A 19087-nucleotide genomic window follows, 5' to 3' on the forward strand; every position below is an offset into this window, starting at 1 on the left:
ATGGACGTGACGCAGGCCCGCGACGCCGCCACCCGGCTGCTCGCCGCGTCCCCGCCCGGCGTTCCGGACGCCGTCCTCAGCGGCGGGGCCGAGGACCAGGGCTGGTGCTGGGTGCTCCAGTGGACCACCCGGCGGGCGATGGCCTCCGGTTCCCCCGACGACGCGCCGCCGCCCGGGATCGGCCCGGTCGCCGTCGACAAGGCCACCGGTGAGGCGTTCTACCTGTCCAGCGTGCCGCTCCCGGTCGCGCTGGACATGGCCCGGGCCGCCCGCGGCCGCTGACCCTCGGCCGGTTCGGCCGCCGGGACGGTGTCGCCCGCCGGGACGGCCTCGCTCGTCGGGACGGTCTCGCTCATCGGGACGGTCTCGCCGAGGCGGGGGCGACGGTCGGCCCAGGCGACCATCGGCCCGGCCGCGAGGGCGGCGGCGATGAAGAGCACGGCCATCGGCAGCCACCCCCAGCCGCCGGTGCTCACCCCGAGGGCGGTCAGCCCGGCCGGCGCGGCCAGGTTCTGGAGCTGCCCGCCGAGCCGGAACGCGCCGACGTACGCGCCCCGGTGCGCGGCCGGCGGCAGGGTGCTGGAGATCCCCCAGGCGCCGGCGGACTGGACCAGCTCGGCGAGGGTGAGCACCACCGCCGCGCCGACCAGCACCCCGATGGTCGCCACCCCGCCGGTCAGCGCCGACACCGGCAGGATCAGGCAGAACAGCGCGATCAGCAGCCCTCCGTTCCGCAGCGCCCGGCCGGCGCCGGCCACCGTGTCGGCGCCCCGGCTGGCCCGGACCTGGAGCAGCACCGCGAGGATCGTGTTGAGCAGCACCAGTGCGGCGATCAGGGTGCGCGGGGCGTCGGTGTGGCTGAGCACCCAGAGCGGCAGCACCACCAGGTAGAGCGTGCCGTGCGAGCTGAGCAGCCCGGCCAGCAGCGACACCGCCAGGAACGGCCGGTCGCGGAACACCGCCAGCCGGCTGGTCCGTCGCGCCGGCGCCGCCGCGACCGGGACCCGGGGCAGCCGGTACACGAAGACCGCGGTGACCAGCAGCATGAGGGCGTTGAACCAGACCATTCCCCGGTACGCGGCCATCGTGTCCACGGCCAGCACCACGCCGCTGATCACCGCGCCGAGCCCGAATCCGACGTTCAACGCCGAGCGCTGGTACGCCAGCGCGGTCACCCGCTCCTCCGGCGCCAGCACGTTGATCGAGTAGACCTGCCGGGCCACCCCGGTCGTCGCGTCCACCACGGCCAGCGCCACCACCACGGCCAGGAAGCCGGCGAAGCCACCCACGAAGGGGTACGCCGCGAAGAGCACCGCCTCGGCGAACATGCCGACCAGCCACACCCGCTGCGCGCCGTACCGGTCGGTCAACGCGCCGAGCGGGACCGTCCCGAGCAGGGAGACCCCGGCGGCGATCGACAGCCCGAGCCCGACCTGGGCGGGGCTGAGGCCGAGCGCCCGGGTGAAGAAGACCGCGCTGCCGGCCATGAAGAGGCCGTGGCCGACCGCGTACACCATGGCCTGCACGGCCAGGGCGCGGGTCAGCCCGGCCGGCGGTACGACGTCCCGGACGGCGGTGCGGATGGTGTCCCTGGTCCCCATGCCGCCAAGCAAACCTGCCCCCCCACCGCCGGGTCGAGCCTTTTAGGCTCAAGCGAATCTTTCGACGGGGGTGAGGGTTGTCGCAGCTGCGGTTCGGCGTGTCCGACGTCGCGGGGCTCCGGTTCGGCGTCTCCGCGGCCTGGGACACGGTGTCCAGTCTCTGGACGCTGCGGTCTCCCGTGCGCAACGCCGTCCACCTGCCCTGGATCGACCGCGCCCGGCAGGTGATCCGGCGGCCCGACGTCGCGGCCGCGGTCGGCCCGCTCCGTGAGCTGACCCGCCCCCAGCGGTGGCTGCCCGACTTCCTGACCCCGCCGCCGCCCGGACCGGACGCGGAGTTCGAGGAACAGCTCGAGCAGATCGCCGGCACGGCGCCGGAGGTGGTGGTCCGTGACCTGCTCGCCACCACCCGCCGGGGGCCGCTCGGCCCGTTCGGGGACGCCCTGCGCAGGGACCCGAAGGCCATGCTGCCCCTGCTGGTCACCGCCGTACGGGTGTGGCACGACGCGGCGATCGCCCCGGACTGGCCGCGGATGCGGGCGTTGCTGGAGGCGGACATCGCCCACCGGGCCAGCCAGTTCGCCGAGGGTGGCGCCGGGTGGGCCCTCGGCACGCTCCACCCGACCGTGCGTTGGGCGGGTGACCGCGTGGTCAGCGACGATCCCTGGCGGCTCGACTTCGACCTGGGGGGCCGTGGGCTGGCGCTGAACCCGGGGATCTTCACCCCGCAGCGGGTGCTGTGGAACCTGCTGGAGGACTCCCCGCCCGGCGGCACGTACCCGGTGCGGGCCGTGGCCACCCTCTGGGAGACGCCCCCGGCGGCGGCGGGTGACCCGCTGGCCCGGGTGCTCGGATCGGGGCGGGCCGCGCTGCTCAACCTGCTCGACACGGCGGCCACCACCACCGACCTGGCCCGGCGGGCGGGGATGTCCTGCGGGAACGTCTCCCAGCACCTCTCCGCCCTGCACGCCGCCGGTCTGGTCTCCCGGTCCCGGCAGGGCCGGCACGTCCTCTACCGGGGAACCGAGGCCGCCGCCGTCCTGCTCCGGGCCAGCCGGGGGGAGTGACCCGGCGCCGATACCGGGCGCGGGGCGGGTCAGCGGAGGAGGAGGGCGGCGACCGGTTGGCGACGACGAAGCCAGGTCTCCCGGCAGCGCAGCTCCTCGGGCAGGGCGGACGGGTCGCCGAGTCGCCCGACGGCGGCCACCACCAGCGGTCGGACCTCCGGTGCCAGGTCCAGCTCGGCGGCGAGTCCGGCCCGGTCGAACCGGGTGAGCTGGTGCACGTGCAGGCCGAGGGCGGTGGCCTGCACGGTCAGGTGGGCGATCGCCTGGCCCAGGTCGTACGCGGCCCGTTCGGCGTCACCGCCGATGTGCGCGCCGACCACCAGGGCGGAGGCGTGCCGGGCCCAACGCTGGTCGTCGGCGGTGAGGCTGACCAGGATCCGCTTCCAGGTCTCGTCCTGCCGGTGCCCGAGGGCGAACCGCCACGGCTGGGCGTTGCCCGCCGACGGTGCCCAGCGGGCGGCTTCGAGCAGCGAGGACGCCTCGTCGCCGGCCAGCTCGGCGTCCGGGTCGAAGGACCGGGGGCTCCAGCGGAAGGCGAGCAGCGGGGTGAGGTCGGCCATGGGATAAGAGTCCCCTATGGGGGATTCGCCCCGCGATGCGGCCCGGACCGATGTGGCGAAGAGCACCCGTAACGTGACCCAGGGTCAGGGCGTTCCTGCGCTCGGGGTGTCGGACGGGGACGGCGCGGTCAGGCCGACCGGGTCGCCGTCCACCACCGGCCCGGCGAGTTGCACGGTGGCCGGCGCCGGGCCGGGCTCGCCGGCCAGCTTCAGGGTGCCGAAGTCGGCGCGGACGGCCGTCGGGGTCCCGTCCTCCCGGTAGCAGTAGATGCCCACGTCCAGCGGGGCGTTCAGCGAGGCGGAGGTCGACTCGACCGAGTAGCACTGGTCGGTGGCCCCGGGCGGCGCCGTGGCGGGCGAGACGGCGAGGGGGGCCCGCCGGTCGGTGAGCACCTCCAGCCAGTCGGTGAACGGGTGCTGCACCCGGGGGTCGAACCGCCGGGGCACGGCCTCGTCGGGATCGCCGAGGCGTACGCAGGTGGCCGGCTCCGGCCGGCCGGCCGACGGCAGGGCGCACTGGAAGAGCCCGTCCGCGGTGGCGGCGAGCGAGACGTCCACCGTGCCGCCCAGTCCCCACGCCGGCACGTCGACCCGCCAGGTGCCGTCGTTCGCGCTGGTCACCACGATCGTCCGGACCGGGACGTCGGCGGTGCCGAACGTGTACCGCGCGGTGAGGTGGCGGTCCTGCGCGGCGGCGGCCAGCGCGGCCAGCTCGTCGCGCGCCGCGTCCATCCCGGCGGGCACCGGGTCGGCGGTGGCGAGTGGAGCCGGCGCCGGCGGGTCGGCGGCGCAGGCGGCGAGGAGCGCCGGCAGGGTGAGCGCCAGGACGCCGGTCAGTCGCCGGGCCGCGCGGAAATGAGCGTGCACCGGGACATTCTGCGGTGTGGCGAGGGGTGCGGGGAGCCCGCCGTACGGCTGCCGTTCCGGCGTGTCGCACCGCCCGCCCGCCGGCCGGTCCGGCCCTGGTGGGCCGGCCCCCGCCGGGCCGGATGGTGGGATCACCCGACCCGGTGTCGCGCGCCGCCGGATACCCTGGTGAGGTCTGACACGCGCCGCCGGACCGGATCCCGGCGGCGTCGGCACGCTCAGGGTCGCTGGGAGGGAGTGCACCGTCGTGGCACTCGTGGTGCAGAAGTACGGCGGGTCCTCCGTCGCCAATGCCGAGCGGATCAAGCGGGTGGCGGAGCGCATCGTCGCCGCCCGCAAGGCCGGCGACGACGTGGTGGTGGTGGTCTCCGCGATGGGGGACACCACCGACGAGCTGCTCGACCTGGCCAACCAGGTCAGCCCGCTGCCGCCCGGCCGCGAGCTGGACATGCTGCTCACCGCCGGGGAGCGGATCTCCATGGCGCTGCTCGCCATGGCCATCCACAACCTGGGGTACGAGGCCCGCTCGTTCACCGGCTCGCAGGCCGGCGTGATCACCACCTCGGTGCACGGCAGGGCGCGGATCATCGACGTCACCCCGGGCCGCCTCAAGGGCGCGCTGGACGAGGGCGCGGTGGTCATCGTGGCCGGCTTCCAGGGCGTGTCGCAGGACACCAAGGACGTCACCACGCTGGGCCGGGGCGGGTCGGACACCACCGCCGTGGCGCTCGCCGCCGCGCTCGACGCGGACGTCTGCGAGATCTACACCGACGTGGACGGCATCTTCAGCGCCGACCCGCGGATCGTGCCGAACGCCCGGCACATCAAGCACATCACCTACGAGGAGATGTTGGAGCTGGCCGCCTGCGGCGCCAAGGTGCTGCACCTGCGCAGCGTCGAGTACGCCCGGCGCGCGGGGTTGCCGATCCACGTCCGTTCGTCATACTCGACCAACACCGGCACGATGGTCACCGGATCGATGGAGGACCTTCCTGTGGAACAGGCACTGATCACCGGGGTCGCCCACGACCGCAGCGAGGCGAAGATCACCATCGTCGGCGTGCCCGACGAGCCGGGCGCCGCCGCGCGGATCTTCGACACCGTGGCCGGTGCCGAGATCAACATCGACATGATCGTGCAGAACGTCTCCACCGAGGGCACGGGCCGGACGGACATCTCGTTCACCCTGCCCAAGACCGACGGCCCCACGGCGATGGCCGCGCTCAGCAAGATCCAGGAGGCGGTCAAGTTCAAGGGCCTCCTGTACGACGACCACGTCGGCAAGGTCTCCCTGATCGGTGCCGGCATGCGGTCGCACCCCGGTGTCGCGGCCGGCTTCTTCGCCGCGCTCGGCGCGGCCGGGGTCAACATCGAGATGATCTCCACGTCCGAGATCCGGGTTTCCGTGGTCTGCCGGGACACCGACCTCGACAAGGCGGTCCGGGCCATCCACGACGCCTTCGAGCTGGGCGGCGACTCCGAGGCCGTGGTCTACGCGGGCACCGGGCGGTAACCGGATGTCGTCGCTGCCCACCCTCGCCGTGGTCGGGGCGACCGGTGCCGTCGGCACGGTGATGTGCCAGCTGCTCTCCTCCCGGCGCAACGTCTGGGGTGAGATCCGGCTGCTCGCCTCGGAGCGTTCGGTGGGGCGGCAGGTGCAGTGCCGGGGCGAGCAGTTGACCGTCCAGGCCCTCACACCGGAGGCGTTCGACGGCGTCGACGTCGCCATGTTCGACGTGCCCGACGAGGTCTCCGCCGAGTGGGCGCCGGTCGCGGTGAGCCGCGGCGCGGTGGCCGTGGACAACTCCGGCGCGTTCCGGATGGACCGGGACGTCCCGCTGGTGGTCCCGGAGATCAACCCGGAGCAGGCGCGCAACCGGCCCAAGGGGATCATCGCCAACGCCAACTGCACCACCCTCACGATGATCGTGGCGATCGCCCCGCTGCACCGCGAGTACGGCCTGCGCGAGCTGGTGCTCGCCTCGTACCAGGCGGTTTCCGGGGCGGGTCAGGCCGGCGTGGACGCGCTGCACGCCCAGCTCGGCAAGATCGCCGGGGACCGGGTGCTCGGCTCCCGCCCGGGCGACGTGCGGCAGGCGGTCGGCGACGAGCTGGGGCCGTTCCCGGCCCCGCTGGCGCTCAACGTGGTGCCCTGGGCGGGCTCCCTCGCGGACGGCGGCTGGTCGTCCGAGGAGATGAAGATGCGCAACGAGTCGCGCAAGATCCTCGGGCTGCCCGACCTGAAGGTCTCCGCGACCTGCGTTCGGGTGCCGGTGGTGACCGGTCACTCGGTGGCCGTGCACGCGGTCTTCGCCACCGAGGTGGACGCCGAGGGCGCCCGCGAGGCGCTGCGCAACGCCCCAGGCGTGATCCTGGTCGACGACCCCGCCGCCGGCGAGTTCCCGATGCCGATCGACGCGGTCGGCACCGACCCCTCCTGGGTCGGCCGGATCCGCCGCGCCGTCGACGACCCGAGAGCCCTCGACCTCTTCGTGACGGGCGACAACCTCCGCAAGGGCGCCGCCCTGAACACCGCCCAGATCGCCGAACTCCTGGCCAAGGAACTGACCCACTCCTGACGCCCTCGTCCGCGCGATCTTGCACTTCGTGCCCGCACAAATCGGGACTGAAGGCGCGAAACGCAGACCCAAACTGCAAGATCGACGGGGTGGGAGCGGGGGTCGGTCAGGCGGCGGCCAGGCGGACGCCGTCGCGGCCGTGGCGTTTCACCGCGTAGAGGGCCTGGTCGGCGCGGCGGAGGGTCAGCTCGGGGGACTCGCCGGCCTGGGGCAGGGCGACGCCGACGCTGATGGTGCGGCCGGTGCGGCGGGCCGCCTCGGTGAGGCGCTCCGCGATCCGGACGGCTTCCTCGGGGCGGTTCACCTCGATCACCGCGACGAACTCGTCGCCGCCGATCCGGTACAGCTCGTCGCCGTGCCGCAGCGCCTCCTCCAGCGCCCGGGCCAGCCCGACCAGCAACCGGTCGCCGGCCTGGTGGCCGTACGTGTCGTTGACGTCCTTGAAGCCGTCCACGTCGATCGCCAGCAGGGCGGTACGCCCCGGGGTGGCGGTCGCGATCCGCTGCCCGAACGGTCCGGTGTGCCGCAGCCCGGTGAGCGGGTCCGAGCTGGCCTGCTCGCGCAACCGGGCCAGGGTGCGCAGCCGGTCCAGGCAGGTCCACGCCTGCCCGGCCAGCAGCTCCATCAGGTTGATCGTGGTCGGGTCGGGCCGGAGCAGCCGCTCGTCGGCGACCAGCAGCACCCCGCCGCCGTCCGGCGGCCCGACGGGCACCGCCACCAGGGTGCGCGCCCCGGCCCGGGCGAGCGGTAGATAGTCGTCGGTCGGGTGTCCGGCCTCGCCCAGCGTGTACGCCGCGCCGTGCCGGTGGGCCCGGGCGATCAGCCGGCCGAGGGGCGCCGCGCCGGCCTCGGCCAGCTCGGTGCGGATCCGCGCCTCCAGCTCCCCGGGGGCGCTGGTCGGCGCGCCGAGCCGGGCGCCACTGCGGCCGGCGAGGACGAGTACGGCGGCGGAGAGGGCGGAGACGTCCCGGGCCGCGGTGATCGCGGCGGCCATCAGGTCCCAGTCGGTGGGGGCGGAGGTCATCGCCGCGGCGTGCCGGAGCAGTTTCTCGCTGCGGCTCTCCGCCGGCGGCCCGCCGAGCGCCGTGATCCGGGCGCCCAGGCGGGCGGCGAGCCGCTCCGCGGTCCCCCGCCACGGCCCCAGCTCCGCCGGGCCGCTCCACTGCAGGTCGAGCACGCCGATCGGCCGCCCCGCCGGGTCCAGCAACGGTACGCAGAGCTCGGTGGACACGTCGGGGCGTACCGGGAGGTAGTCGGGGTCGGTGGTGACGTCGGCGACGGTGGCGGGCTCGCCGGAGGCGTACACCCGGCCGACGATGCCCGTCTTCGGCGGCACGGTGGAGAAGACCTGCCAGGCGCCGGTGGCCGCGACGCAGCGGAGCCGGTCGTGGACCTGGAGCAGGATCGAGATGGTGGCCGGGGTGTGCCGGGCGAGCGCGGCGACGGTCCACTGGCACGCCTCCAGAGCGGTCGACGCCATCGGAAGGCGGACCGTGACGTCCCGGATTACTCGCTCGTGATCCACGTCGTTCCTGGTGAGAGGCCCGGACCGGCGCCGGGGGGCGCGATCAAGGGTACTCAGCGACGGGTGCTGCGACCTTCGTACACATGTGCTATCCACAGGCTGTGGACGCGGCCTGTGGGTACGGCGGGGCCGCGCGGTGGGGGTGGTCGGCGATAGCGTGAGGATCCCGGTCCCGAGGAGGCGTCGATGCTCATCGCCCAGCTCAGTGACCCGCACGTGACCACCGGCCCGCTCGCCGCCGAGCAGGCCGCCGGGCTGCACCGCGCCCTCGGCCGGGTGCTGGCGCTGCGCCCCCGCCCGGACTGCGTGGTGATCACGGGCGACCTGGTCAACAACGGCCGCACCGACGAGTACGTCGCGCTCCGCGAGATCATCGGCCGGTTCCCGCTGCCGGTCCACCTCGCCACCGGCAACCACGACGACCGGGAGTCGCTGCTGGACACCTTCGGCGGCACGCCGTACCTCGGTGGCGGCTTCTCGGCCTTCTACCACGTCGACCACCCGGGGGGGACGGTCGTGGTGCTGGACTCGCTCGCCCCCGGCGGCAGCGGTGGGCGGCTCGGCGACGACCAGCTGGCCTGGCTCGACGGGGTGCTGGCCGGCCGTCCCGAGGTGCCGGCCGTCGTGTGCCTGCACCATCCGCCGGTCGCCGTCGGCGTCCCGGCCGCCGACGCCATCCGGCTCGCCGACGCCGACGCGCTCGCCGAGGTGATCGGCCGGCACCCCCATGTCGTACGCGTCACCGCCGGTCACCTGCACCGCGCGGTCACCGCCGGCTTCGCCGGCACGGTGCTCACCACCGCGCCGAGCACCTGGGTGCAGGCCTCGCTGACGATGACCGACGACGAGCCGATCGGGCTGGTCGCCGAGCCGACCGCGTTCCTGCTGCACCGGGTGGCCGACGGCGGCTGCGTCACGCACACCGTCCAGGTCAGCCACGCCGGCGGGCAGACCTGCTGGTTCTGAAGCGGCGGACCGGCTCTGGTACGTGGCGTACGGGTCGAACCTGCACGCCGCGCCGGTTCCCCGTCACTGGGAGCCGGCGCCGCCCTCACGGCCCGCCGATCCGGCCGGCCCTCTGCGAGGATGGCGCGATGTCCCGATGGCGACTGGCCCGGATCACCGGGGCGATCCGCCCCCTCCCGGGCCCGCACCGGGGCCGGGAGTCCTCCGGCGATGGGCCGGCCGCGGGGGAGCGCGGGAAGCCCGGGCCGGACGCCTGACTCACTCAGTCGAGCAGGGCCTCGCGCAGCGCCGGGGCCAGCACCTCCGGCGGCACCTCGTGGAAGCTGCCGGCCAGGCTGAGGTGGGTGGCGCGGGGAATCGCCCGGGCCGTCGCGGCGGCGGCGTCACGCAGCCAGTCCGGGCTGCCGGTGCTGTCCACCACGACGGTGGGCGTGGCGATCGTCGCGAGCCGGGCGGCGGGCAGTGCGCCGTCACCGGTGACCGTGGTGTCGTACGCCAGGGTGTGCGCCAGACCCTCCATCCAGGACCACGCCGGCATCCCGCGCATCCCGGCGACGGCCTCGGCGGGCACGCCCACCGCGTCGGTCAGGAACAGCTCGACCGCGTCGCCCCGGCGGCCCGCGGACACCAGCTCGGTGAGCCGCTCCGACAGCTCGGCCTTGGGGCCGCCCTCCGGCCCGACCTGGAACGGCGGCTCGAAGAGGGCCAGCCCGGCGATCGGCAGCCCCTCGGCCGCCGCGTACGCGGCGAGGATCGCGCCGGAGGAGAGACCGTAGACGTACGCCGTGCCGCCGGCCGCCTCGATCAGCGCCGCCACGTCCTCGATCTCGCGCTGCACCGCGTACGGCGCGGTGTCGCCGCTGCCGCCCCGGCCCCGCCGGTCGAAGCCGTACGTGGTGAAGTCGGCAGCCAGCGCGGCGGCCAGCGGACGGGTCGTCGACCGGTCGTTGAAGGCGCCGCCGACCAGGATGATCCGCGGCCCTTCGCCGGCCGTCTCGTACGCGATCGCGGTGCCGTCGGCGGACCGGGCCGAGCCCACCGTCCAGGTTGTCCCGTCGAAAGTCATGGCTACTTTCTAGCCCAGCTCACCGACAGCGGGCGGCCCTGAAGGAATTCACCTGCCCGTCATGTCGGACTCGTCGGGCAGACCGGTACAGGTCGCCGGCCAGATCCACGGTTCTGTTGTGCTACCCCGGTCGACCGATCGCATGCCGGATGGCAAGCTTGCTGCGGCAGGGCGGCATCCCCCGACCGCCGTCACCCGCCATCGACCCCTGTCACGGCACGAATCAGGGTCGCCGGGCGAACCATCGTCCGGACCGCCACGCGCCGATTCTCACGAGGAGTTCCATGTCCGTCCCCGGGATGCGCCGGGCCGCCGTCGGCCTGGTCGCGCTCGCCGCGACCGCGCTCGGCACGGTCGCCGCCAACCCCAGCCAGGCCGAGGCCGGCCCCAAGCCGGTCGACGTCAAGCTGCTGGCCATCAACGACTTCCACGGCAACCTCGAGCCGCCGACCGGCTCCAGCGGCACCATCGCGGGGCAGCCGGCCGGTGGCGCGGAGTACCTGGCGACCCAGCTCGCCAAGCTGCGCGGCACCACCGAGGAGGAGCAGGAGCGCACCATCACGGTCGCCGCCGGTGACCTGATCGGCGCTTCCCCGCTGCTCTCCGCGGCCTTCCACGACGAGCCCACCATCGAGGAGATGAACCTCGCCGGGCTCGAGTTCACCAGCGTCGGCAACCACGAGTTCGACGAGGGCGCCACCGAGCTGCTGCGGATGCAGAACGGCGGCTGCCACCCGGTGGACGGCTGCGCCGACGGCACCCCGTTCGAGGGCGCCAAGTTCCAGTACCTCTCCGCCAACGCCTTCAAGACCGCCACCGGCCAGCCGTTGCTGCCGCCGTACGGCATCAAGAAGGTCGACGGCGTCAAGGTCGGCTTCATCGGGATGACCCTGGAGGGCACCCCGCAGATCGTCAGCCAGCAGGGCGTCGCCGGCCTCACCTTCGCCGACGAGGCGGAGACCGCCAACAAGTACGCCCGCATCCTGCGCGCTCAGGGCGTCCAGACCATCGTCGTGCTGCTGCACGAGGGCGGCGTGCAGAACGGCGGCGGGATCAACGACTGCACCGGCTTCAGCGGGCCGATCGTCGACATCGCCAACCGGATGGACCCGTCGATCGACGTGATCGTCAGCGGGCACACCCACGCCGCGTACAACTGCAACATCAACGGCAAGCTGGTCACCAGCGCCAGCTCCTTCGGTCGCCTGGTCACCGACATCGACCTGCAGATCGACCGCCGCACCGGTGACGTGCTCACCGCCAAGGCGAACAACGTCGTGGTCACCCGGGACGTCGCCAAGGACCCGGCGACCACCGACCTGATCAACCGGTACAAGACCGCGCTCGGCCCGGTCGCGGACAAGGTGGTCGGCGAGACCACCAGCGCGATCACCAAGACGCAGGAGAACCTGTACCAGACCGGCGTCGACGCCAACGGCAAGCCGACGTACCAGACCGGTGAGTCGCCGCTGGGCAACCTGATCGCCGACGCCCAGCTCGCCGCCACCGACAACGAGCAGAACGCGGTCGCCGCGTTCATGAACCCCGGTGGTGTCCGCGCCGACCTCGACGCCGGCCCGGTCACCTACGCCGAGGCGTTCACGGTGCAGCCGTTCGCCAACAACCTGGTGACGCTGGACCTCACCGGCGCGCAGCTCTACTGCATGCTGGAGCAGCAGTTCACGGTCGCCCGGGTGCTGTACGCCTCGTCGACCGTGCACTACGTGGTCGACCCGAACGGGACCACCGCCGCGGCCGGCGCGCCGTGCGGCGGCACCCGGGTGGTCCGGGGCAGCCTCACCATCAACGGTGCCCCCGTCACCGACACCGCGACCTACCGGGTCACGGTGAACAACTTCCTCTCCGGCGGCGGCGACGGGTTCAGCGTCCTCACCGGCGGCACGAACCCGGTCACCGGCATGATCGACCTGGACGCCTTCACCGCGTACCTGACCGAGAAGTCGCCGGTCTCCGCGCCGACGCTGAACCGGATCCAGACCACCACCGAGGTTCCCGCCGCCTGACGGCAGGCCCTCACGCAGACGGGCCCCGGAGCATCCGCTCCGGGGCCCGTTCGCATTCCGGCCGCGTCCGCCTGCCGGCCCGTCGTCAGAGGGCGGCGGGTTCCGGGTCCCGGGCGGGGGCCGAGGCCGCGGTGAGGCGGCCGTCCTGGGCGGGGGTCAGCAGCCGGCGCAGCGACAGGGCCAGCGCCGAGGCGGTCAGGCAGCCGCCGACCACGACGACCACCCAGATCCGCCCGTCGGCGGCGCCGATCAGCGGGCCGGCGGTGACCGGGCCGATGATCCCGCTGACCCCGAAGATCATCGAGCTCATCGCGTTGTACCGGCCGCGCAGCTCGTCGGTGGCGAGCGCGTTGGTCAGCGCCGGCATCACCGGCGACAGCATCGTCTCGCCGAAGCCGAAGATCGCCGCGCAGGCCACCACGCCGAGCGCGGCGAGCAGCGCATTCCCCGTGCTGGTGATGCCGGCGGCGCCGAGCACCAGCCAGGCGGTCGCGAAGACCGCGCCGACCGCGGCGAGCGCGCCGGTCCGGCTGCGCCCCTCCATTCGGCGGATCACCAGCAGCTGGGAGAGCACGATCATCACGGTGTTGCCGGCGAGGGCCCACGCCACCACCCGCGGCGTCACCTCCACCACCCGCACGGAGTACGCGGTGAAGCCCACCTCGATCTGCGCGTACCCGCAGGTGGTGAGGACCAGGCCGAAGACGACCAGCCGGCGGAACGGACGGTCCCGCAGCACGGTGAGGTAGCCCCCGGTCGACGGCCGGTCCCCGCCGGTGGGGGCGGCGGCGAGCCGGCGGCCGACGTGCGGCAGGGTCAGCAGGATCAGCCCCGGCATCAGGTAGCTCAGCGCGTCCAGCAGGTAGATGGCCTGGAAGGTGACCGGCCGGGCGGTGTCCACGATCGCGCCGGAGATCAGGCCACCCACCCCGATGCCGAGGTTGAGCAGCGCGAACTGGAGGCCGAAGACCCGCTGCCGTTCGCCGTCGTCGGTCAGCGAGGCGAGGATGGTGGTCTGCCCGGACCAGAGCGCCGAGCCGCCCACCGCGATCAGCGTGGCCACCGCGAACGCCGACGCGGTCGAGTCGACCAGGGCGAGCGAGCCGGTGCCCACGGCCTCCACCACCAGGCAGGGCAGCACCACCCGCCGGGCCCCGAACCGGTCGATCAGCGTGCCGCCCACCGGCGACAGGGCCAGGGTCACCGCGCCGAACCAGCCGATCACCAGACCGGCCCGGGTGTCGGTCAGCCCGCGCACGTCGGTGAGGTAGATGAAGAGGAACGGCAGGGTCAGGCCGCGCCCGACGGCGGACAGCAGGGTGCCGAGCAGGATCCGACGGGCTTCCGGACGGGCGGGTAGGGCGCGGCGCAGCATGGCTGGATTCTCTGCGGCGGGTACGACGCTCCGCGACCCGATTACCGCTGGTTCTGCACTCGGCAGAGCCGGCGGGTGAGCAACCACACGTCCGTCTGCCATGCTGGCCGGATGATGGTCACCTGGCGACACCTGCCCGCCCCGGCCCGCGAGATCGCGGTGGCCGGCACCGCCGCGGTCGCCGCCGCCGCGGCGCGGGACGCCGGGGCGTACGAGGCGGCGGTGGACCGGCTCACCGGCGTCGACCGGGCCGGCCTGGTGCTCGGCGGGGTGGTCCGGCTGCTGCTGGAGGAGACCCACCCGGACGGGCTGGACGGTGACGACGTACGACAGGTGCTGGAACGCTGCGTCCGGGACGTGGCGGCGTGGCGGCCCGACGTGGACCCGCACGTGCTGCTGGTCCTGCTGGCCAGCGCCCTCGGCGTGTACGACTCGGGCGACGACGACGCCCCGCCGGACCCGACGGCCGTCGCCCGGCACGCCCCGCTACTCGTCGCCGACCTGCTGGCGGTCACCGGCCGGCCGCTGGAGGGCTACCTGACCGCCGCGTTCGCCGAGGTGGCGCGCACCGAGCTGCACGACTGAGGCGGATCACGCCCGCACCGCCACCACCTCCAGGTACTCGGCCGGGATGCGAACGGTGCCGTCGACGGAGTGGTCGTAGCGCCGGGCCAGCTCGACCAGGTCGGCGTGCAGCGCCGGTCGCCGCTGCTCGTCGAGCGCCTCGAACGCCTTCAGCGTCGGCCCGTAGTTGACCCGGAAGAAGTCGGCGAACTCCTCCGGCACGGTGAAGCGGAAGACGAAGGTCCGCCGGGTGGCCCGTAGGTCGCGTACCGTCGCGCCGAACAGCTCGGCCAGCCGTTCCGGGCGCCCCCACTCGACCGGCCCGCGCAGCCCCGCCGGCGGCGGGACGTGCCGGCTGACCGTGCGGAACAGGTCGCCGATGAAGCCCTCCGGGGTCCAGGCGGCCAGCGCGATCACCCCGCCCGGCCGGCAGACCCGGGCCAGCTCGGCGGCCGCGCGTTCCTGGTCGGGCGCGAACATGACCCCGACGCAGGAGAGCACCGCGTCGAACGACGCGTCCGAATAGGCCAGCCGTTCGGCGTCACCGGTCGCGAAAGTCACCGGCAGCCCCTCCGCCGCCGCCCGCGCGTGGGCGCGTTCCGGCAGCTCCGGTACGTAGTCGACGGCGGTCACCCGGCATCCGCAGCGGGCCGCCGCGATGGCCGCGTTGCCGGTGCCGGTCGCCACGTCCAGCACGGCGGCCCCGGCGGAGAGGTCGGCCGCCTCGACGAGCAGCTCGGAGATGAGGTGGATGCGGGCGGCGACGGCGCCGTAGTCGCCGCTGGCCCAGGTGTGCTGCTGCCGCGCCTTGATGGCGGCCAGGTCGATAGCAGTGGTCATGGCAGTGCCCTTCGTTCGGTTGCCGGTGACGCTAGGCACGCGGCGGCGGCCGGACATGGGCAGAACCACCTATGTTGGCGGCACCAGCCCCTGCCGGCGTGCCGCCGCGGCGGCCTGCCCCCGGTTGGGCACGGCCAGCTTGTCCAGGACGGCCGAGACGTGGTGCCCCACCGTGCGCGCCGACAGCGACAGCCGCGCGGCGATCTCGGCGTCGGTCAGCCCGTCGGCGACCAGCGACAGCACCTCCAGTTGGCGGGCGGTCAGCCCGGGCGGGTTGGCCGCCGTCGCCGGTCGCGGGCCGCGCGGCACCCGGGTCAGGCCGCGCCCGCGCAGCTCGGCCCGCAGGCGCCGGGCCGGCCGGACCGCGCCCAGGGCGTCCAGGATCCGCAGCGCCTCGCCCGCCGCCTCCGCGTCCCCGCAGGCCAGGGCCTCCGCCCGGCGGTACGGGCAGCCGAGGCGCCGCCACTCGTCGGCCGCGCCGGCCCAGTCGCCGTCGAGCTGCCGCCGGTACGGCGACGCGGCCACCGCCGGCGGCGACGTCAGCTCCCCGGCCTGCCATCGCCAGTACGCCAGCTCCCCGGTGGACCACGGCTCTCCCGCCGCGACGGCCAGGTCGTAGCCGCGCCGGGCCTCGACGGCGGCCCGCTCCGGCTGGCCGTCGAGCCAGTGGTGCTCGGCGAGGGCCGCCGCCGCGGGGCCGACGAACTGGAGTTCGCCCGTGTCGTGCGCCCACCCGGCCACCCGGGCCAGCTCGTCCGCCGCCGCCGGATCGCCGTACCGGGAATGGAGCAGGCCGCGGACGAGCAGCGCCGGCATCAGGCTGCCGCCGGGTTGCCCCGGGCCGGCGAGGGCGGTCTCGGCGTCGGCCAGCGCGCCGGCCCAGTCGCCCCGGAGCAGCCGCAGCCGGGCCCGGTAGCCGAGCAGGTGGCGGGCGTACCCGTCGAGGTCCCGTCCGGTGGTGAACTCCAGCGCGCGGTCCAGTCGGGCGCCGGCCGCGTCGAGGTCGTACCGCTCGACGGACATGGTGGCCAGGTTGACCAGCGCCCGCGCCGCATGGTCGTCGAGCCCGTCGAGCGCGGCCCGGACGTGCGCCTGTTCCAGCAGCTCGACGCCGTCCGGGTCGCCGCGCTGCAGCCGCGCCGACCCGACGTTGACCAGCGCGTGCGCCTCGGTGTCCCGGTCACCGAGGCGGCCCGCCAGCGCGAGCGCCCGGCCACCCCAGTCGATCGCCTCGTCGTCCCGGTTGGCCAGCATCAGCAGCTGCGCCATCCCGCTGTACGCCATGGCCAGTTCCCGGCCGGGCGGCGCCGATTCCAGCACCTCCACGGCCCTGGTGGCCGCCGCACGGGCGGCTGTGCTGTCCCCGGTCCACCAGCACAGCCGGGACAGCCAGCGCAGGTTCTCGCCGATCGGGATGATGTCGCCGTCGGCTTCCCGCAGCGCGAGTGCCTCCCGCCGGGCGGCGAGGGCTTGCGTGCCCAGCCCGGCCAGGTACGCGGCGGACGAGTACGCCTCCAGCAGTTCCGCCCGGCGGGCAGCCGGCAGTCCGGCCGCGCGCGGCAGGGCCACCGCGTAGTGGGCGACGGCCTGCCGGTGCGCGCCGACCGCCGCGGCCCGGCGCGCGGCCGGCGGCGCCCACCGCAGTACGGCCGCCGCGTCGTCGGCGTGGTGCGCGTGGTGCACCAGCCGGGCGGCGTCCACGTCGGACCGTACGGCGAGCCGGGCCAGCACCGCGGCGTGCAGGGCCGAGCGGCGTACCGGGGAGAGGCCGTCCCGTACCGCCCGGCGGAGCAGTTCGTGGCGGAACCGCACGCCGTCCTCCGCCGGCACCAGCAGCCCGCCCGCAAGGCACTCCTCGACGGCCGCCGCCGGCTCCCCGGCCAGCAGGTGCGACTCGGTCCGGGACGGCACCACCGACACCAGCCGGGCCACCTCCCGCGCGGCCGGGCTGAGCGCGGCGAGCCGGGCGGCCACCAGGTCGCGTACGGTCGGCGGGACGCCCGGCCCGGCGGCGGCCAGCACCTCGGTGACCAGCAGCGGGTTGCCGCCGGTGGCCTGGTGGAGGCCGGCGGGGGAGCGCCCGGCGCGGCGGGCCAGCTCCTCGACGGCGGCGGTGGACAGCGGCGGCAGTGGGAGCCGGCGCGCCAGCGCGCGGGGCAGCCCGGCGAGCACCGCGTGCAGGGGGTGTTCGGGACCGACCTCGTCGTCGCGGTAGGTGAGCACCAGCAGGGCGTGGCAGCCGGCCAGTCGGCGGCCGAGGAAGGCGGTCAGGTCGAGCGTGGCCTCGTCCGCCCAGTGCGCGTCCTCGATCACCAGCACCGGTCGGCGGCGCTGCCGGGGACCGGCCAGCTCGTCGAGGAGGGCGTCGAAGAGCAGGCCGGGGCGTTCGCCCTCCCGACCGTCGCCGGCCTGGGTGTCGGCGAGTCGCGCGGCGAGCGCGCCGCCGACCTGTCGGGCGATGTCGTGCAGTGGGCCGAGGGCGCGCGGGGTGAGCAGCGGGTCGCAGCCGCCCCGGAGCACCCGGGCGCGGGCCCCGACCGTCGCCGCGAACGCGTTCACCAGGGCGGACTTGCCGGCGCCCGCCTCGCCGGCGACGAGCGCGACGCGACCACCGGCGGCGCTGGCCGTCAGCAGCTCGTCCAGCGCGCCGAGTGGGCCGGCCCGCTCCAGCAGCTCCATTGCCGCCGATGCTAGCCAGGCGCGGTGGCGGGCGGGCCGTCGTGACGGCGAGCCGACTGCTCACTGCCGTTCCGGTTCCCGCGCAGTCGCTGTCACGGGCTGGCGGCGAGGAAGACGAAGGCGGCGAGCAGCACCAGGTGCACCCCGCCCTGGAGCACGGTGGCCCGACCCGGCACCACGGTGAGCACACCGGTCACGGCGGTGAGCGCGAGCAGCGTGAGCTGGGTGCCGCCGAGGCCGAGCAGCAGCGGCCCGTCCAGCCAGATCGAGGCGAGCGCGATGGCGGGGATGGTCAGCCCGATGCTGGCCATGGCGGAGCCGAGGGCCAGGTTCAGGCTGATCTGCACCCGGTCCCGGCGGGCGGCGCGGGACGCGGCGAGGGTTTCCGGCAGCAGCACCAGCAGGGCGATGACCACCCCGACGAACGCCGGCGGCAGATTCGCCGCGGAGACGCCGGCCTCGATGGTCGGCGAGACCAGCTTCGCGTTGCCGACGACCGCCACCAGGGCCACGATCAGCAGGGCGAGGCTGGCCAGCGCGGCACCCGTCGAGGGCGGGTCGGCGTGGTCGTCACCGTCGGCGTCGGCGTACCTCCCTTCCACCGGGAGGAAGTAGTCGCGGTGCCGGCCGGTCTGCACCAGCACGAAGAGCCCGTACAGGGCGAGCGAGGCGACCGCGGCGAAGGTGAGCTGCGCCGGGGAGAACTCCGGCCCGGGCCGGCTGGTGGTGAAGGTCGGGACGACCAGGCTGAGCGTGGCGAGGGTGGCCACGGTGGCCAGCGCCCCGCCGGTGCCCTCCGGGTTGAAGACCGCCACCCGGCGGCGCAGCGCCCCGATCAGCAGCGAGAGGCCGAGGATCCCGTTGCAGGTGATCATCACGGCCGCGAAGACGGTGTCCCGGGCCAGCGCCTGGGTCTTGTCACCGCCGCTGATCATCAGCGTGACGATCAGGGCCACCTCGATCACGGTGACCGCCACCGCGAGGACCAGCGAACCGAACGGCTCGCCGACCCTGTGCGCCACCACCTCCGCGTGGTGCACGGCCGCCAGGACCGCGCCGGCCAGCAGCGCGGCCACCACCGCGACGACCACGCCGGGCAGGTCGCGGCCCCAGCCGGCGACGAGCATCAGGATCGCGACCAGCGGTACGACGAAGGTCCAGTCGGTCAGACGTGCTCGAATCCGCGCGGCCATGCAATCAACCATGCCAGCAAACTGGATCAACTGCCCCGGGCCGCCGTCGTCGTCCGCGCTCGAGGTCACCGGGCGGACGGGGGCGCGGCGCCAGTCGTGTCGAGCAGATCCGAGCCGAAGACTGAGAGAGGATCCAGTCAGGAAGCAGATCGACGAACTGTCGGCCGACGGTCCACGCTGA

The 19087-nt window shown here is 74.7% G+C and carries 17 protein-coding genes; 8 read left to right on the forward strand and 9 right to left on the reverse strand.

From position 1 onward, the window contains the following. Entirely contained in the window at positions 1-282 is a 282-nt protein-coding gene (locus tag OG799_RS30130) for a hypothetical protein (protein ID WP_406039876.1), read from the forward strand. Here the strand turns inward: OG799_RS30130 and OG799_RS30135 are convergent. Then, entirely contained in the window at positions 219-1601 is a 1383-nt protein-coding gene (locus tag OG799_RS30135; protein WP_406039878.1) for an MFS transporter, read from the reverse strand. The two genes, OG799_RS30130 and OG799_RS30135, sit on opposite strands and share 64 nt — an antisense overlap. A 98-nt stretch (positions 1602-1699) precedes the next feature. On the opposite strand from OG799_RS30135, the gene OG799_RS30140 reads away from it, so the two are divergent. Next, entirely contained in the window at positions 1700-2668 is a 969-nt protein-coding gene (locus OG799_RS30140; protein ID WP_406039880.1) for an ArsR/SmtB family transcription factor, read from the forward strand. Positions 2669-2697: 29 nt separating this feature from the next. Here the strand turns inward: OG799_RS30140 and OG799_RS30145 are convergent, their stop codons facing one another. Continuing rightward, the gene (locus OG799_RS30145) at positions 2698-3228 is read right to left on the reverse strand and encodes a nitroreductase family protein (RefSeq protein ID WP_406039882.1); all 531 of its coding nucleotides are present in this window, start codon (positions 3226-3228) and stop codon (positions 2698-2700) included. A gap of 84 nt (positions 3229-3312) precedes the next feature. Then, positions 3313-4095, reverse strand: coding sequence for a hypothetical protein (locus OG799_RS30150; protein WP_406039884.1), 783 nt, complete (start codon positions 4093-4095; stop codon positions 3313-3315). A gap of 247 nt (positions 4096-4342) precedes the next feature. Here OG799_RS30150 and OG799_RS30155 point away from each other — a divergent pair, with 247 nt between their 5' ends. After that, positions 4343-5608, forward strand: a complete 1266-nt coding sequence (locus OG799_RS30155) for an aspartate kinase (RefSeq protein WP_406039886.1) — start codon at positions 4343-4345, stop codon at positions 5606-5608. A gap of 4 nt (positions 5609-5612) precedes the next feature. Continuing rightward, a complete protein-coding gene (locus OG799_RS30160; RefSeq protein WP_406039888.1) occupies positions 5613-6674 on the forward strand; it encodes an aspartate-semialdehyde dehydrogenase in 1062 nt (353 codons plus the stop codon). Positions 6675-6780: 106 nt separating this feature from the next. Here OG799_RS30160 and OG799_RS30165 read toward each other — a convergent pair whose 3' ends face one another. Further along, on the reverse strand, positions 6781-8199 hold the full coding sequence (locus OG799_RS30165; RefSeq protein WP_406039890.1) for a diguanylate cyclase: 1419 nt from the start codon (positions 8197-8199) through the stop codon (positions 6781-6783). Positions 8200-8385: 186 nt separating this feature from the next. On the opposite strand from OG799_RS30165, the gene OG799_RS30170 reads away from it, so the two are divergent. Further along, positions 8386-9165, forward strand: a complete 780-nt coding sequence (locus OG799_RS30170) for a phosphodiesterase (RefSeq protein ID WP_406039892.1) — start codon at positions 8386-8388, stop codon at positions 9163-9165. A 128-nt stretch (positions 9166-9293) separates the two neighbouring features. Next, positions 9294-9422 (forward strand): hypothetical protein, encoded by a 129-nt coding sequence (locus OG799_RS30175; protein ID WP_406039894.1) that lies wholly within the window; start codon positions 9294-9296, stop codon positions 9420-9422. A gap of 5 nt (positions 9423-9427) precedes the next feature. Here the strand turns inward: OG799_RS30175 and OG799_RS30180 are convergent, their stop codons facing one another. Further along, positions 9428-10231: an alpha/beta fold hydrolase gene (locus OG799_RS30180; RefSeq protein ID WP_406039896.1), complete on the reverse strand. Its 804-nt coding sequence runs from the start codon at positions 10229-10231 to the stop codon at positions 9428-9430. A gap of 284 nt (positions 10232-10515) precedes the next feature. Here OG799_RS30180 and OG799_RS30185 point away from each other — a divergent pair, with 284 nt between their 5' ends. Further along, a complete protein-coding gene (locus OG799_RS30185) occupies positions 10516-12255 on the forward strand; it encodes a bifunctional metallophosphatase/5'-nucleotidase (protein WP_406039898.1) in 1740 nt (579 codons plus the stop codon). An 85-nt stretch (positions 12256-12340) separates the two neighbouring features. Here the strand turns inward: OG799_RS30185 and OG799_RS30190 are convergent, their stop codons facing one another. Then, positions 12341-13630: an MFS transporter gene (locus OG799_RS30190; RefSeq protein ID WP_406039900.1), complete on the reverse strand. Its 1290-nt coding sequence runs from the start codon at positions 13628-13630 to the stop codon at positions 12341-12343. A gap of 111 nt (positions 13631-13741) precedes the next feature. Here OG799_RS30190 and OG799_RS30195 point away from each other — a divergent pair, with 111 nt between their 5' ends. Continuing rightward, complete coding sequence (locus tag OG799_RS30195; RefSeq protein WP_406039902.1) at positions 13742-14215, forward strand: hypothetical protein; 474 nt, start codon at positions 13742-13744, stop codon at positions 14213-14215. 6 nt (positions 14216-14221) lie between these two features. Here OG799_RS30195 and OG799_RS30200 read toward each other — a convergent pair whose 3' ends face one another. The 3 genes from OG799_RS30200 to OG799_RS30210 form a co-directional block, all read right to left on the reverse strand. After that, the gene (locus OG799_RS30200; protein ID WP_406039904.1) at positions 14222-15034 is read right to left on the reverse strand and encodes a class I SAM-dependent methyltransferase; all 813 of its coding nucleotides are present in this window, start codon (positions 15032-15034) and stop codon (positions 14222-14224) included. A gap of 69 nt (positions 15035-15103) precedes the next feature. Next, complete coding sequence (locus OG799_RS30205; RefSeq protein WP_406039906.1) at positions 15104-17713, reverse strand: ATP-binding protein; 2610 nt, start codon at positions 17711-17713, stop codon at positions 15104-15106. Between the two features lie 92 nt (positions 17714-17805). Then, positions 17806-18906, reverse strand: coding sequence for a calcium:proton antiporter (locus OG799_RS30210; protein WP_406039908.1), 1101 nt, complete (start codon positions 18904-18906; stop codon positions 17806-17808). Between the last annotated feature and the right edge of the window lie 181 nt (positions 18907-19087).

The organism is Micromonospora sp. NBC_00898, assembly GCF_045207895.1.
Lineage (GTDB): Bacteria > Actinomycetota > Actinomycetes > Mycobacteriales > Micromonosporaceae > Micromonospora.

What these genes read in the sequence shown, in the direction of transcription:
- OG799_RS30130 (WP_406039876.1), top strand. Translation starts at nt 1, where the DNA reads ATGGACGTGACGCAGGCCCGCGACGCCGCCACCCGGCTGCTCGCCGCG.
- OG799_RS30135 (WP_406039878.1), bottom strand. Translation starts at nt 1,601, where the DNA reads ATGGGGACCAGGGACACCATCCGCACCGCCGTCCGGGACGTCGTACCG.
- OG799_RS30145 (WP_406039882.1), bottom strand. Translation starts at nt 3,228, where the DNA reads ATGGCCGACCTCACCCCGCTGCTCGCCTTCCGCTGGAGCCCCCGGTCC.
- OG799_RS30160 (WP_406039888.1), top strand. Translation starts at nt 5,613, where the DNA reads ATGTCGTCGCTGCCCACCCTCGCCGTGGTCGGGGCGACCGGTGCCGTC.
- OG799_RS30170 (WP_406039892.1), top strand. Translation starts at nt 8,386, where the DNA reads ATGCTCATCGCCCAGCTCAGTGACCCGCACGTGACCACCGGCCCGCTC.
- OG799_RS30175 (WP_406039894.1), top strand. Translation starts at nt 9,294, where the DNA reads ATGTCCCGATGGCGACTGGCCCGGATCACCGGGGCGATCCGCCCCCTC.
- OG799_RS30180 (WP_406039896.1), bottom strand. Translation starts at nt 10,231, where the DNA reads ATGACTTTCGACGGGACAACCTGGACGGTGGGCTCGGCCCGGTCCGCC.
- OG799_RS30185 (WP_406039898.1), top strand. Translation starts at nt 10,516, where the DNA reads ATGTCCGTCCCCGGGATGCGCCGGGCCGCCGTCGGCCTGGTCGCGCTC.
- OG799_RS30190 (WP_406039900.1), bottom strand. Translation starts at nt 13,630, where the DNA reads ATGCTGCGCCGCGCCCTACCCGCCCGTCCGGAAGCCCGTCGGATCCTG.
- OG799_RS30195 (WP_406039902.1), top strand. Translation starts at nt 13,742, where the DNA reads ATGATGGTCACCTGGCGACACCTGCCCGCCCCGGCCCGCGAGATCGCG.
- OG799_RS30200 (WP_406039904.1), bottom strand. Translation starts at nt 15,034, where the DNA reads ATGACCACTGCTATCGACCTGGCCGCCATCAAGGCGCGGCAGCAGCAC.
- OG799_RS30205 (WP_406039906.1), bottom strand. Translation starts at nt 17,713, where the DNA reads ATGGAGCTGCTGGAGCGGGCCGGCCCACTCGGCGCGCTGGACGAGCTG.
- OG799_RS30210 (WP_406039908.1), bottom strand. Translation starts at nt 18,906, where the DNA reads ATGGCCGCGCGGATTCGAGCACGTCTGACCGACTGGACCTTCGTCGTA.